Below are 14,076 nucleotides of genomic sequence, written 5' to 3'. Positions count from 1 at the left end.
GATTTGGACGATGGACATGAGCACGCAACTGATCGAAAAACTCCGCAGCCTGGTTACCGATGGCGGCATGTCGCGCTCCGGCCTTGCCCGGGCCGCCGGCCTCCACGCCAACACATTGCGCGATCTCGACCAGCTCGACTGGAATCCGACTGCCGACACGTTGCGCAAGCTCGAGACCTTCATTTTCTCCAATGACGATACCCCGGCCCTGGTCTCGATTGAGGAGATCATCGACGAAGCGCGCAATGGCCGCATGTTCATCCTGGTCGATGACGAAGACCGCGAGAATGAAGGCGATCTGATCATCCCGGCGCAAATGGCGACGCCCGATGCGATCAACTTCATGGCGACGCATGGCCGCGGCCTGATCTGCCTGTCGATGACCAAGACGCGGGTCGATGCGCTCGGTCTCGAGCTGATGAGCCGGGCCAATGGGACGCGGCACGAGACCGCCTTCACCACCTCGATCGAGGCGCGAGACGGGGTGACCACAGGCATCTCCGCTGCCGATCGCGCGCGCACCATCTCGGTCGCGATCGACGCGGCCAAGGGCAAGGAAGATATCGTCACCCCCGGCCATGTCTTCCCGCTGGTCGCGCGCGATGGCGGCGTGCTGGTCCGTGCTGGTCATACCGAGGCGGCGGTCGACGTCGCGCGGTTGGCCGGACTCAACCCGTCGGGCGTGATTTGCGAGATCATGAAGGACGACGGCACCATGGCGCGGATGGACGATCTCGTCGCCTTCGCCCGGCTGCATAATTTGAAGATGGGTACGATACGCGACTTGATTGCCTATCGCCGCAAGCACGACCATCTGGTCGAGAAGCGCGCGGAGATGGTTTTCGAGAGCAAATGGGGCGGCGACTGGCGCGCGATGACCTTCTTCAACAAGGCCAGCGGCGACGAAACGATCGCGCTGGTCAAGGGCTATATCGATCCCGACGCGCCGACATTGGTGCGGATGCATACCGCATCCTATTTCGTCGACATGTTCGGCGAGACATCGGAGCGGTCGGGCCTGTTGTCGCGATCGATGGAAATGATCGCGGAAGCCGGATCGGGCGTGATCGTGGTGATCAACCGTCCGATGAAAGACAGCGTGTCGCGCTTCATCAAGCTGCGCGGCGAAGGCAAGGGCGCGGGCGCGCCGGAGATCGAGGAACTGCGCGATTATGGCGTCGGCGCGCAGATTCTCGCTGAGCTGGGCGTGCAGGACATGGTGCTTTTGACCAATACGCATCATACGCTGGTCGGGCTTGACGGCTATGGCCTGTCGATCGTCGGCGAGCGTGCAATTCCCGGGACCGGAGGCGAGTAAATGGCCAAGTTTCTGATCGTCGAGGCTCGCTTCTACGACCATCTCAACGACCTGCTGCTTGACGGTGCGCGTACGGCGATCGAGGCGGCGGGGCATGATCATGAGACGATCACCGTTCCCGGTGCGCTGGAGATTCCCGGCGCGGTCGCGCTCGCATCCGATAGCGGCGCCTATGACGGTTTTGTTGCCCTCGGCGTGGTGATTCGCGGCGAGACCTATCATTTCGAGATCGTAGCCGGCGAAAGCGCGCGCGGGCTGATGGCGTTGTCGATGGATGGCGTGGCGATCGGCAACGGCATCCTGACGGTCGAGAACGAGGCGCAGGCGCTGACCCGCGCGCGCCGGACCGAGAAGGACAAGGGCGGCGAGGCGGCCAAGGCTGCCATCGCCATGCTCGACCTGAAGGGCCGGTTCGGCTGATGAGCCTGCCGGTGCTGTTCACCGAGCGCCTCATCCTGCGGCCGGTCGCCGCGGAAGATTTCGAGGATTGGGCACGCTTTCATGCCGATGAGAGCGTGATGCGCTTTCTTGGCGGCGTGCAGCCGCGCAGCGTTGCCTGGCGCGGGCTGTGCGCGATGGCTGGTGCCTGGTCGATTCGCGGCTTTTCGATGTTTTCGCTGGTTGAGCGCGACAGTGGCCGCTGGGTCGGTCGCGCCGGACCCTGGCAACCGGAAGGCTGGCCGGGGACAGAGGTTGGCTGGGGCGTGCTCCCCGAATTCGCCGGCAAGGGCTTCGCGTTCGAGGCGGCGAGTGCAGCGATCGATTATGCGGTCGATGTGCTCCGCTGGGACGATGTGATGCATTCGATCGATCCCGGCAATGCAGCGTCGATCGCGCTTGCGCGCCGGCTCGGGGGCGTTAATCGCGGCCCAATCAGGCTGCCGCCGCCATTTGAAGCCGATCCGGTCGACAATTGGGGCCAGAGCGCAACGACCTGGCGTGCGCGCCGCTCGGCCGGCGCGAACTGAGATGAGCGGGGTGCCGACATCCCGCTACCGCGTGATCGAGAAGGATCGCCGGCTTTTCGTGATCGACACCTGGGCCGAGGGCGGCAGGCCGGTACAGGGTGCGCCGCCGTCCCTGCCGAAATCCTCCGGGGCAGCGCCTGTCGGGCCGCTGAAACTGTCCTTGCCCAGGCAGACTCGCTTCGATGGCAGCGCAGAGGTCACCACCCACCCCTTCTACGATGATCGCGCACCGCGCACGATCAAGCTCGACGCCGCCCGCATGCAGACACTTGGGCAAGTGAAGCTCGGTGTGTTCGCCGCGTCGTTCGCCTTCGCGCTGGTGGTGCTCACCAACCCGTGGTTTCTCGTCGCGCCGCTCGTTCTGCTCAATCCGGGGTTACGCAAGGGCGTGCGCAGGCTTCTCACGGCATGGCTCGACCGTGCCGAACGCGCGTCCGCCGAACACTGACTTTCAATTGTCGCGGCTCTTACTTATACTGATGTAAGTAAGGAGATCCGGCATGGCTTACGCGCATAGCTTCGAGGCGAATCCCCACTGGCTGCCGCGCCCTGCATCGCGCGCGCTCAGGAGCATCCCCGGCGAGGACGGCCTGCCTTTTATCGGCAGCACGCTCAGGATGCTGAAGGATCCGATCGCTTTCTCCCGTCGCATGGAAGCGGCCCATGGCCGGGTCTATCGTGTCAACGTCTTTGGTGGTCCCAGCCTGGCGTTGCTTGGGCCGGAAGCGAATGAGCTGGTACTCTTCGATCGCGACAAGATCTTCTCGTCGGAGCAGGGTTGGGGGCCGCTGCTCAACCTGCTGTTCCCGCGTGGGCTGATGCTGATGGATTTCGAGAAGCATCGCGCCGACCGCAAGACATTGTCGGTCGCGTTCAAGCCCGAACCGATGCGCCATTATGCCGAGAGCATGAATGACGGCATTGCCCGCCAGGTTGCGGGCTGGTCGGGCAAGCCGCTCAAATTCTATGATGCGATCAAGGCGTTGACGCTCGATCTCGCAGCGGAGAGTTTTCTCGGCATGCCGCTTGGCGAAGAGGCCGAGCAGATCAATCGCGCCTTTGTGGATGAAGTGCAGGCGACGGTCGATCCGATACGCTTGCCCTTGCCCGGCACGAAAATGCGTAAAGGCGTCAAGGCGCGCGCCTTTCTGATGGAGATTTTTGCGCGCGAGATCCCGAAACGGCGCGCGCGCGACGCTGCGGGCGAAGGCGGGCAGGATTTCTTCTCGCAATTCTGCCGCGCGGTCGACGACGATGGGCAACCGCTGAGCGATGCCGCGATCATCGATCACATGAATTTCCTGATGATGGCTGCACACGACACCATCACCTCGTCGGCGACCAGCCTGGTCATGCTGCTTGGCCGTCATGTCGAATGGCAGGACCGGTTGCGCGAAGAAGTGCTCTCGCTCGGCCTTAACGATGCGGGTGTGCCGCACACCCAGCTCGATCGCCTGGTGCTGACCGAATATGCCTTCAAGGAAGCGTTGCGGCTGGTCCCGCCGGTGCCGTCGCTGCCCCGGCGCGCGCTGAAGGATTTCAGTTTCGGTGGCTACGATATCCCCGCGGGGACCTTCATCGGCATCAATATCCGCCACACGCATCAGATGCCCGATCTGTGGCCCGATCCGGATCGGTTCGATCCGCTGCGTTTCACGCCCGAGGCGAGCAAGGGGCGGCACAAATATGCCTGGGTGCCGTTCGGCGGCGGCGCGCATATGTGTCTTGGGCTGCATTTCGCGACGATGCAGATCAAACTGCTGATGGTGCAATTGCTCAGCCGCTATCGGATCGAGCTCGCCCCGGGGGCGGGGCGCACCTGGCAAAGCGTGCCCATCCCCCGGCCGAAGGATGGGCTGCCACTCCGCTTCGTCCCGCTGAACTGAGCGGTTTCAAGCCGGTTCGCCCCTGTTATCCCCTGTTATCGGCATTGTATTTTCGCGCCCCTGTTATTGTTGGATCGATATCTGGATTACGCGTTTGTTTTCAGGAGCATGGCTGACCCTGCCCCTGGTATGGAAACAGGGGTGGAACAGGGGCGATAACAGGGGCCGTTTCGATCGAAACAGGGGCGATGATCGCGCGACGCTTCGTGGCCATTTGAAAGAGCAGGACGAGAACGCCTGATCGGCGTCTCGTCCGACTCTCACCATGCGGCATCCCGCCACGTCATTGAATCGCCATCCGTTCCAGCGCCGGATCGAGATCGATAACCCTACCCTTAGACAGGCTCGGGGTGATCATCGGATGGCAGGATCTATTCCGCCGCGACGCTTTCCAGCGTCGGATAGTCGGTATAGCCCTCGGCTTCCTGGCTGTACCAGGTCTTCCAGTTCGACTGGTTGAGCGGTGCGCCAATGCGCAGTCGTTCGGGCAGGTCGGGATTGGCGAGGAATGTCCGCCCGAACGCGATCGCATCCGCAGTACCGGTATCGAGCACGGCCTGGGCCTGCTCCACGGTCGTATAGTCCGAATTGACCACCAGTGGCCCGCTGAACACCTCGCGTATCGCCGGCGATAATTTGGGCACATCAGTACGGCCGAACGTGCCGTCCGACCCGGGTTCGCGCAATTCGAGGAAGGCGATGCCGATCTCGTCCAGTACCTTTGCCGCCGTCGTGAACAGGGCGGTCGGATTGCTGTCGTCGACGCCTTGCGATTCGCCATTGGGCGAAAGGCGGATCGAGGTGCGCTCGACACCGGCGACCGAGGCGACGCGCTCGACCACCTGGCGCATCAGGCGCACCCGGTTCTCGATGCTGCCGCCATAGATGTCGTCGCGGAAATTGGCATTGTCGCGCAGAAACTGGTCAATCAGATAACCGTTCGCGCCATGAATCTGCACCCCGTCGAACCCGGCGGCGAGCGCGTTGCGCGTCGCCAGCTCATAATCGTTCAGCAGGCGCGGAATCTCGTCAATGTCGAGCGGCCGCGCTGCCTCATGGTCCTGCTTGCCGTCATAGGTATGCACCTGGCCGGGCGTGACGGTGGCCGATGACGATACGGCTTGTCCACCAATCACCGATGAATGGACCTGACGGCCCATATGCCAGAGCTGCGCCACGATCTGGCCGCCTGCGGCATGCACTGCGCCGGTGACCGGCTTCCACGCCTCGACCTGCTCGTCGGTCCATAGTCCCGGCGCGAACGGCCAACCCAGCCCCTCGCGGCTGATTCCTGTGCCTTCGGTAATGATCAGCCCGGCGCTTGCGCGCTGCGCATAATAATCGATCATCAGGCCGGTCGGCACCCCTTCCCTGGTCGCGCGGCCTCGCGTCATCGGCGCCATGAGAATGCGGCTGGGCGATCGGATCGCCCCGAGCTGGATCGGGTCAAACAAGCTGGGCATTCCGTTTCCTTTTGCTACCTGACTGCGATCAGATAGGACGCTAAGGCGCAGCATGCATGTCCCCGAGCCCAAGAAAAACTAGCATGGCTGAAACCATCGACACATCCCTCGCGCCGCATCGCCTGGCTTTCGCCGCGCTGATCGCAGCCAATATTCTGCTCGCCTTCGGGCCGTGGTTCGTACGCCTTGCCGATACCGGGCCAGTCGCCGCCGGCTTCTGGCGCGTGACGCTCGCCGCGCCGCTGCTGCTGGGCGCAGCGTTTGCGGGTGGCTGGCGGGGTAAGGGCTTGAGCTGGGGGCTATGGCTGATGATCGGCGTTGCCGGGATCAGCTTCGCCGCCGATCTGGGGAGCTGGCATCTCGGTATCCTGCGTACCACGCTCGCCAATGCGACCTTGTTCGGCAATGCCGCGACACTGATCTTCCCGATCTATGGTTTCCTCGTCCTGCGTGCCTGGCCCACCCGCATGCAAGGCGTGGCGCTGATCCTCGCCGCGATCGGCGCGACGCTGCTGATGGGGCAGTCCTACAGCCTCAATCCGCGCAACCTGGTCGGCGATCTGCTCTGCCTGTTCGCCGGCATTCTCTACACGCTCTATTTCATCTGCATGGCGCGCGCCCGCGACACCATGTCGTCGCTGCCCGCGCTGGCACTGGCGACGATCGCCGCGATGCTGCCGCTGCTCGTCTTCGCCTGGGCATTGGGGGAGCGCATCCTGCCCGACAACTGGATTCCGCTGATCGGGGTCGCGCTGGCCAGCCAGGTATTCGGACAGGGGTTGATGATCTACGCGCTCGGCCAGCTCTCCCCGCTGATCGTCGGTCTCGGGCTGCTGACGCAGCCGATCGTCGGGGCGACGATCGGCTGGCTGGTCTACAACGAGCGGCTCGGCGCGGCCGACTGGATTGGCGCCGTGCTGGTCGCGGTGGCGCTGGTGCTCGTGCGGCGTACGCCCGGTTCCGCGCCGCCGGAGTCCGCCCCGCTTGCACCGGCCGCGACCGGGCCTAGATTGGAGCCGGAGGAACTGGCTCCGGAGGAGACGCCGCGATGACCGATGCGCTGCCGCAGGACCCGACCCTGGACGAGGTGCGCGACGCGCTCGCCCCGCTGATCGCTGCCAATGCCGCATTCGACGGCTGGGGCGATGCCGCGCGCGATGCCGCCGCGGATGCAGCGCAGGTCGATCGCGACATCGCCCTGCTCGCCTTTTCCGATGGCCCGGTCGACATGATCGACGCCTGGTTCGCGAGCGTCGACCGCGCCATGCTCGCGGCGCTGCCGCCCGAAACGCTGGCGACGATGAAGGTGCGGGCGAAGATTTCCGGGCTGATCGAAGCCCGCCTCGCCGTCACCGCACCCAACCGGGAGGCGCTACGCCGCGCGTTGGCGATCCTCAGCCTGCCGCAAAATATCGTGCGCGGCGCAAAGCTTGGCTGGCGCGCCGCCGACCTGATGTGGCGCGCCGCCGGCGACACCGCGACCGATTATAATCATTATACCAAGCGCACGATGCTCGCCGGCGTCTATGCCGCGACGTTGACGGTATTCCTCGACGACGACAGCGCGGGGCACGCCGATACGAGCGCGTTCCTGTCGCGCCGTATCGACGGCATCATGCGCTTCGAAAAGGCCAAGGCAGGCTTTCTGGCGCGCACCCAGCACCGGCCCAGCCTGTCGCGCTTTATCGGCCGGCTGCGCTACCCTGTGGTATAGGCGCGTGCCTCCCTGCTGGCGGTGCTGATCGTCTTGATATCCGGCCCTGAACAAGACGCAGAAGCGGCGCAGGCGGTGCCCCATGACGCATTTGTCACTGGCGTCGGCGCATAGTTATTGATAATCAGTCGCATCATGGACGCCGTTACCACAATCCCCATTCCCGTCAGCCTCGAGTCGCTGCCTCGCGGTCAGCGCGCGACTGTGGCGGATATCGACTGGCAGGGCCTGAGCATTCCCGAGGCACGGCGCTTGCGCGAGCTCGGCTTCGACGAAGGTGTGGGGGTCGAGGTACTGCATCGTTCGCCGCTTGGCCGGGGCCCGATGGCCTGCCGCATCGGCCGCATGACGGTCGCGCTGCGTCGCACGGTCGCCGGGTCGATCCGCGTTTCTCCACTGACCCTCTAGGGTTTATGAGCACGCACCCTAGATGACGACGATCCCGCTGGTTGCGTTGGTCGGCAATCCCAATGCCGGCAAGAGCGCGTTGTTCAATGCGCTGACCGGGGCGCGGCAAAAAGTCGGCAATTATCCCGGCGTCACGGTTGAGCGTCATTCGGGCAAGCTTGCGCTGGCCGATGGTCGCCCGATTGATCTGGTCGATCTGCCCGGCGCCTATAGCCTTGATCCGTCGAGTCCCGATGAGCGCGTGACCCGCGACGTGGTGACCGGCACCCAGGCCGGTGAGCGACTGCCCGATGCGATCGTCATCGTCGTCGATGCCGCAAATCTCGACAATCACTTACGCTTCGCGCTGCAATTGATCGCGCTCGGCCTGCCGGTGGTGGTCGCGCTCAACATGATCGACCTTGCCGAGCGCGACGGGCTGACGCTCGATGCGGCGAAACTGTCGGCAGAACTTGGCGTGCCGGTGATCCCGACCGTGGCAGTGCGCCGGCGCGGCCTGGATGAATTGAAGGCCGCGCTGACCAGTGCGATCGGGTCGGGCGCCGCGGTGCGCCTGCGCTCGAGTGAAGGGCATGTCGGCGAGGATATCGTTACCCTGCAGCGCCGGGCGCGCAGCATTGCCGCTGCCTCGACCGTGTCCGAAACCGCGGTGCGGCGCTGGACGCATATGCTCGACGCGGTGGCGCTGCATCCGGTGGCCGGCCCGATCCTGTTGCTGACCATCCTGTTCGTGATGTTCCAGGCGGTGTTCGCCTGGTCGGAAACGCCGATCGGCTGGATCGAATCGCTGTTCGCCTGGATTGAGAGCGGCGTCCGCGCAGCGCCCGTGCCGGGTTTCCTGCGCTCGGTACTGAGCGACGGCGTCATCACCGCGATCCGTTCGTTCCTGAGCGACGGCGTCATTGCCGGGGTCGGCGCCGTGATCGTGTTCCTGCCGCAGATCCTGATCCTGTTCACCTTCATCCTGGTGCTGGAGGCGACCGGCTATATGGTTCGCGCGGCGTTCATGATGGACCGGCTGATGGCCAGTGTCGGCCTGTCGGGACGCGCCTTCATCCCATTGCTCTCGTCCTTCGCCTGTGCGGTGCCGGGCATCATGGCGACGCGCACGATCGATGACGAGAAGGACCGGCTGACCACCATCCTGATCGCGCCGCTGATGACCTGTTCGGCGCGGCTGCCGGTCTATACGTTGGTGATCGGGGCACTGATCCCCAATACGCGAATCCTGCCGTTCGTCGGGCTGCAGGGCCTGGTGATGCTTGGCCTTTATGTGCTCGGCGTGGTCGGGGCGTTCTTCGCCGCGCTCGCGCTGCGCCGAACGGTGACCAAGGGGCCATCGTCCGGCTTCATGATGGAAATGCCCAAATATCAATGGCCGCGCCTTGGCGATGTCGCGCTCGGATTGTGGAGCCGCGCGCTGATCTTCCTCAAGCGCGCCGGCACGACGATCGCTCTGACCGTCGCGCTGCTGTGGGTGCTGGCGAGTTATCCGGTCGCCCCTGCGGGACAACGGCAAAGCGAATATTCGATCGCCGGCCGGATTGCATCGGGGATCGAAGTGGTGGTCAGACCGATCGGCTTCAACCACGATATCGCGCTCTCGCTGCTGCCGGCGATGGCGGCGCGTGAGGCGGCGGTGGGCGCGATGGCCACGGTCTATGCGATCGACAATCCGGAGGATGAGGCCGGCCAGGGCAAGCTGTCGGAAAATCTGCGCGGCCGCTGGAGCCTGCCGACTGCGCTCGCTTTCCTGATGTGGTTCGTGTTCGCGCCGCAGTGCATTTCGACCATCGCGGTCACGCGGCGCGAGACCAATGGCTGGAAATGGCCCGCTTTCATGGTCGGCTATCTGTTCGCGCTGGCATATGTCGCCGCCGGAGCTACATACTGGGCCGCAATAGGACTCGGTTTGTAGGAAGTAAGTTATGGCGGGCAGCGTCAATAAGGTGATTTTGGTCGGTAATCTCGGCCGCGACCCCGAGAGCAAGAGCTTCCAGAATGGCGGCAAGGTCGTCAATCTGCGCATCGCCACGTCCGATTCGTGGAAGGACAAGAACACCGGCGAGCGCAAGGAAGCGACCGAATGGCATTCGGTGGCGATCTTCAACGAAGGCCTGGCCAATGTCGCCGAGCGCTATCTGCGCAAGGGCAGCAAGGTCTATATCGAGGGCGCGCTGAAGACCCGCAAATGGCAGGATGCGCAGGGCCAGGACAAATATTCGACCGAAATCGTGCTGCAGGGCTTCAACAGCGTTCTGACCATGCTCGACGGCGCCCCGGGTGCCGGTGGCGGGTCGGGCGGCGGTGGCGGCAGCGGCGGCGCGCGTGACGATTTCGGCGGCGGCGGCAACGACTTTGGTGGCGGATCGGGCGGCGGCTATGGCGGCGGCAGCCGCGGTGGTGGCGCGTCGGGCGGCGCGAGCCGCGGCAGCTTCTCGGACGATCTCGACGACGACGTGCCGTTCTGATGGCCATGCGCCTGATCCGGGCCGTTTTGAACCCGAAACGGCCCGCAGGCGTTCTCCCTCCGCATGACTGACACCCCCTCCACCGATACCCCGGCCCTGAGCGCCTGGCGTATCGACGAATCGGCGCGCACCGCGGCGATTGCCCAGCACGACATCGAATCGCTGCGCGATAGTGCGGGGCTCAAATCGATCACCGATTTCGCGGCGGCGCTGTGCGATGCGCCGATCGCACTGGTCAGCCTGGTCGAGGAAAGGCGCCAGACTTTTCTCGCCCGTACCGGGCTGGAGGTGACGGAAACACCGCGCGAAACCTCCTTCTGCGCGTTCGCCATGCTTGGCGACGATGTGATGGTCGTGCCGGATGCGACGGAAGATCCGCGCTTTGCCGACAATCCGCTCGTCACCGGCGAACCCAATATCCGCTTCTATGCCGGCGCGCCGCTGATCGCTGCCGACGGTACGCCGCTCGGATCGCTCTGCGTGATCGATTCGGTGCCGCGTGCGGGTCTCACCGCGCTGCAGCGCCAGGGGCTGGTGACACTGGCCGGATCGGTGATGGAGCGGCTCAACGACAGCCGCGACGCCGCCGCCTGGCGCGACTCTGAAAATGCCAGCCACCGCGCGCTGGCGGAAAGTCACAATCGCTTCCGCGTACTTGCCGATTCGATGCCGCAGATGGTGTGGTCGAGCCGGCCGGACGGCTATCACGACTATTACAATGCGCGCTGGTACGACTTCACCGGCATGCCGGAAGGATCGACCGATGGCGAGGCATGGAACGGAATCTTTCATCCCGAGGATCGCGAACGCGCCTGGACCATCTGGCACCATTCGCTGGACAGCGGCGATCCGTATCAGCTCGAATATCGGTTGCGCCGCGCTGACGGCGCCTATCGCTGGATCTTGGGCCGGGCACTGCCGATCCGCGATGATGCCGGCACGATCACGCGCTGGTTCGGAACCTGCACCGACATTCACGAACAGAAAGAGGCGAGTGAGGAGCGCGAGGTCATCGCGCAGGAGCTGAGCCACCGGATCAAGAACATCTTCGCGGTGATTTCCGGCCTGATCAGCTTTGCGGCGCGGATGAATCCCGGTTTCTCGCCGATCGCAGAGGACCTGCGCGCGCGTGTCACAGCGTTGGGCCGCGCGCATGATTTCGTCCGGCCGCATAGCGCGCAATCGGCCCCGGCGCTGGCTCAGACCAGCCTGCACGGTCTGCTCGACGAATTATTTCGCCCCTATCAGCCGATCGGTGGACAGCGAATCCTGGTCGGCGGCAGCGATGTAGAGATCGACGACCGCTCGGCAACGCCGCTGGCGCTGCTGTTCCACGAACTTGCCACCAACGCGACCAAATATGGCGCGCTGTCGATCGATACCGGCCACATCACGCTGGATTGCGCGATCGATCACGACGCCGTGGTGTTGAACTGGGTGGAGCAGGACGGGCCGGCCGTGGCGGCACCACCGGCCAGCCATGGTTTCGGGTCGCAGCTGATCGAGATGAGCGTCGTCCGCCAGCTCGGCGGCAAGATCGACCGGTCATGGGATGTGGCGGGGCTGCACGTGACCGTGCGCGTACCGGTATCGGCCTTCAGCCGGCGCTAGAATCGTCCAGCAGGACGAAGTCGTCATTCGCACCGAGCGCCATCTTGCCTTGGGCACTGGCCAGGGCAGCGGCCGCGAGGATGGCGGATTCGCTGAACGGCTTGCGGACATAGCCGAGCGCACCGCTGGGATTGGCGATCTGACCTGGGTTGGCGGTGACGAACACGACCTTCATGCCGTAATCGCGCGCCAGTGTTTTCGCCAGATCGGGCCCGGTCGGGCCATCCCGCAGGTTGATATCGACGAGTGCGAAGCTGCAATCACCTGCCGCTTCGCCGGCTGCCGCGATCGCGCCGGTCTTGTCCGCCGCGATCGCCTTCACCGTATAGCCCGCACTGGTCAGGATGCGTTCCAGGTCGAGGGCGACGAAGATCTCGTCTTCTACAATGATCGCGGTTGCAGACATTATCTCGGGTGGTTCCAAGCGGTTTGTTCCAGCCAGAAACCTCGAACGTGACTATTTGTTCCTGATCGAGATCAATTCTTCAGCAGGAATACCGCATGCTCGGCCAGGAAATTCGCCGCTGCCGAGGTCGTTTGCTTGTCGCCTGACAGAAACCAGGCTCCTTCCACGGTGAGACCGCGATCTTTTACCAGCGCACGGAAATCGTCGATCGTGACATGATGGATATTGGGCGTGTCGAACCATTGTTCGGGCAGCAACCGCGTCACCGGCATCCGTCCGCCCCACAGCAGCGAGGCCCGTACCCGCCAGTGCGCGAAGTTCGGAAAGGATACGAACGCACGCCGTCCGATCCGGAGCAACTGGTCGAGCACCGCATCGGGCCGCCTGGTGGTCTGCAGGGTCTGGCTGAGAATCGCATAGTCGAAACTGGCATCGGGATAATCGGCCAGGTCGGTATCGGCATCGCCCTGGATCACCGACAGGCCGCGCGACACCGCCGCGGCGACATTGACCGCCTCGATCTCCAGCCCGCGCGCATCGACGCCGTGCATGTCGCGCAAGGCCGCCATCAGCGCGCCGTCGCCGCACCCAACATCGAGCACGCGCGATCCTTGCGCGACATTGTCGGCGATGATCGCCAGATCGGGGCGCAGCGTCATGCGCCGACTCGCAAAAAGCCATCGACCACCCGGTTCATCTCGGGCGATTCGAGCAGGAACGCGTCATGCCCGAACGGGCTCGACAATTCGACGAAGCTGACCGGCGCGCCCGCTGCGTTGAGCGCATGAACGATCGCGCGCGATTCGGGCGTCGGATAGAGCCAGTCGGTATCGAAACTGACCAGGCAGAAGCGCGCCTTGCTCGCCCTGAACGCATTCGCGAGATGCCCGCCATGCTCCTCGGCGAGATCGAAATAATCCATCGCGCGGGTGATATAGAGATAGGAATTGGCGTCGAAGCGATCGACGAAGGCGATGCCCTGGTGACGCAGATAGCTTTCGATCTGGAAATCGGCATCGAAGCCGAATGATTTCGCGCCGTCCGGCCGGTCGGGCCGCGCCTGCAGCCGCCGCCCGAACTTCTCGGTCAGCCCGGCTTCGGACAGATAGGTGATGTGCGCCGCCATCCGCGCCACCGCCAGCCCCGCGGCGGGCGGATCGCCCCCGTTCTGACCGTTTACGCCCTGACCCCCGCCATAATAATCGCCGCCGCGCCATTTCGGGTCGGCCATCACCGCCTGGCGGCCGACTTCGTGAAAGGCGATGTTCTGCGCGGTGTGGCGCGCGGTCGAAGCGATCACCACGGCCGCCCTGACCCGTTCGGGGAAAGTCGCAGGCCAGCTCAGCGCCTGCATCCCGCCCATCGACCCGCCGACTACCGCATGCAGCACGCCAACGCCGAGGTGATCGAGCAGCATTGCCTGCGCGCGCACCATGTCGCGGATCGTGATCACCGGAAACGCCATTGCCCAGGGCGCGCCGGTTGCCGGATTGAGGCTCGCCGGGCCGGATGATCCCATGCAGCTGCCCAGGACATTGGCGCAGACGATGAAATGACGCTCCGGATCGACCGGCTTGCCGGGGCCCACCATGCGCGCCCACCAGCCCGGCTTGCCGGTGATCGGATGGTCGCTCGCGACATGCTGGTCGCCGGTCAGCGCATGGCACACCAGCACCGCATTGCTACCCTCGGCATTGAGCGTGCCATAGGTTTCATAGGCGATGTCGACCGGCGACAGCAGCCCGCCGCCATCGAGCCGGAGCGGGCCGGGCAAGGTGATGGTACGGGCAAGGCCGAAGCGCTGATCGGTGGTGGACACGCCGCAGGCGCT

15 protein-coding genes are annotated in these 14,076 nt (G+C 64.5%); 11 read left to right on the top strand and 4 right to left on the bottom strand.

Annotated elements, in window-relative coordinates; translation table 11 throughout:
* Positions 1 to 16 precede the first annotated feature (16 nt).
* From ribB to H3Z74_RS20325, 5 genes are read left to right on the top strand one after another with little or no spacing between them, the layout of a single operon-like run.
* Positions 17 to 1,318, top strand: coding sequence for a 3,4-dihydroxy-2-butanone-4-phosphate synthase (ribB, locus tag H3Z74_RS20345; protein WP_187761342.1), 1,302 nt, complete (start codon positions 17 to 19; stop codon positions 1,316 to 1,318).
* A complete protein-coding gene (ribH, locus tag H3Z74_RS20340; protein ID WP_187761341.1) occupies positions 1,319 to 1,738 on the top strand; it encodes a 6,7-dimethyl-8-ribityllumazine synthase in 420 nt (139 codons plus the stop codon). It begins immediately after the preceding gene.
* Positions 1,738 to 2,286, top strand: coding sequence for a GNAT family N-acetyltransferase (locus H3Z74_RS20335; RefSeq protein WP_187761340.1), 549 nt, complete (start codon positions 1,738 to 1,740; stop codon positions 2,284 to 2,286). Before ribH ends, H3Z74_RS20335 begins: the two co-directional genes overlap by 1 nt.
* A gap of 10 nt (positions 2,287 to 2,296) precedes the next feature.
* Positions 2,297 to 2,734, top strand: coding sequence for a hypothetical protein (locus H3Z74_RS20330; RefSeq protein WP_187761339.1), 438 nt, complete (start codon positions 2,297 to 2,299; stop codon positions 2,732 to 2,734).
* A gap of 52 nt (positions 2,735 to 2,786) precedes the next feature.
* Positions 2,787 to 4,172: a cytochrome P450 gene (locus H3Z74_RS20325; protein ID WP_187761338.1), complete on the top strand. Its 1,386-nt coding sequence runs from the start codon at positions 2,787 to 2,789 to the stop codon at positions 4,170 to 4,172.
* A 371-nt stretch (positions 4,173 to 4,543) separates the two neighbouring features.
* On the opposite strand, the gene H3Z74_RS20320 is transcribed toward H3Z74_RS20325, so the two are convergent.
* Entirely contained in the window at positions 4,544 to 5,635 is a 1,092-nt protein-coding gene (locus tag H3Z74_RS20320) for an alkene reductase (RefSeq protein WP_187761337.1), read from the bottom strand.
* Between the two features lie 83 nt (positions 5,636 to 5,718).
* Here H3Z74_RS20320 and H3Z74_RS20315 point away from each other — a divergent pair, with 83 nt between their 5' ends.
* The 6 genes from H3Z74_RS20315 (at position 5,719) to H3Z74_RS20290 (ending at position 11,839) form a co-directional block, all read left to right on the top strand.
* On the top strand, positions 5,719 to 6,687 hold the full coding sequence (locus H3Z74_RS20315; RefSeq protein WP_187761336.1) for a DMT family transporter: 969 nt from the start codon (positions 5,719 to 5,721) through the stop codon (positions 6,685 to 6,687).
* Positions 6,684 to 7,349 carry a COQ9 family protein gene (locus tag H3Z74_RS20310; RefSeq protein ID WP_187761335.1) on the top strand — a complete coding sequence of 222 codons (666 nt, stop codon included), beginning with the start codon at positions 6,684 to 6,686 and terminating at the stop codon, positions 7,347 to 7,349. Before H3Z74_RS20315 ends, H3Z74_RS20310 begins: the two co-directional genes overlap by 4 nt.
* A 135-nt stretch (positions 7,350 to 7,484) precedes the next feature.
* Positions 7,485 to 7,757 (top strand): FeoA family protein, encoded by a 273-nt coding sequence (locus H3Z74_RS20305; RefSeq protein ID WP_187761334.1) that lies wholly within the window; start codon positions 7,485 to 7,487, stop codon positions 7,755 to 7,757.
* Between the two features lie 22 nt (positions 7,758 to 7,779).
* The gene (feoB, locus tag H3Z74_RS20300; protein WP_187761333.1) at positions 7,780 to 9,675 is read left to right on the top strand and encodes a ferrous iron transporter B; all 1,896 of its coding nucleotides are present in this window, start codon (positions 7,780 to 7,782) and stop codon (positions 9,673 to 9,675) included.
* A gap of 10 nt (positions 9,676 to 9,685) precedes the next feature.
* Positions 9,686 to 10,228, top strand: coding sequence for a single-stranded DNA-binding protein (gene ssb, locus H3Z74_RS20295; protein WP_187761332.1), 543 nt, complete (start codon positions 9,686 to 9,688; stop codon positions 10,226 to 10,228).
* Between the two features lie 63 nt (positions 10,229 to 10,291).
* On the top strand, positions 10,292 to 11,839 hold the full coding sequence (locus H3Z74_RS20290) for a sensor histidine kinase (RefSeq protein WP_187761331.1): 1,548 nt from the start codon (positions 10,292 to 10,294) through the stop codon (positions 11,837 to 11,839).
* Here H3Z74_RS20290 and H3Z74_RS20285 read toward each other — a convergent pair.
* The 3 genes from H3Z74_RS20285 to metX all read right to left on the bottom strand — a co-directional run bounded on the left by H3Z74_RS20285 (position 11,826) and on the right by metX (position 14,064).
* A complete protein-coding gene (locus H3Z74_RS20285; RefSeq protein WP_187761330.1) occupies positions 11,826 to 12,245 on the bottom strand; it encodes a response regulator in 420 nt (139 codons plus the stop codon). The genes H3Z74_RS20290 and H3Z74_RS20285 overlap by 14 nt on opposite strands.
* A 71-nt stretch (positions 12,246 to 12,316) precedes the next feature.
* Complete coding sequence (gene metW, locus H3Z74_RS20280; protein WP_187761329.1) at positions 12,317 to 12,904, bottom strand: methionine biosynthesis protein MetW; 588 nt, start codon at positions 12,902 to 12,904, stop codon at positions 12,317 to 12,319.
* The gene (gene metX, locus H3Z74_RS20275; protein ID WP_187761328.1) at positions 12,901 to 14,064 is read right to left on the bottom strand and encodes a homoserine O-acetyltransferase MetX; all 1,164 of its coding nucleotides are present in this window, start codon (positions 14,062 to 14,064) and stop codon (positions 12,901 to 12,903) included. Before metX ends, metW begins: the two co-directional genes overlap by 4 nt.
* Positions 14,065 to 14,076: the final 12 nt, after the last annotated feature.

Source organism: Sphingomonas alpina (genome assembly GCF_014490665.1).
GTDB classification, from domain to species: Bacteria; Pseudomonadota; Alphaproteobacteria; order Sphingomonadales; family Sphingomonadaceae; genus Sphingomonas; species Sphingomonas alpina.
The sequence above is the reverse complement of the archived record's forward strand: the minus strand, read 5'-3'. Positions and strand labels throughout refer to the sequence as shown.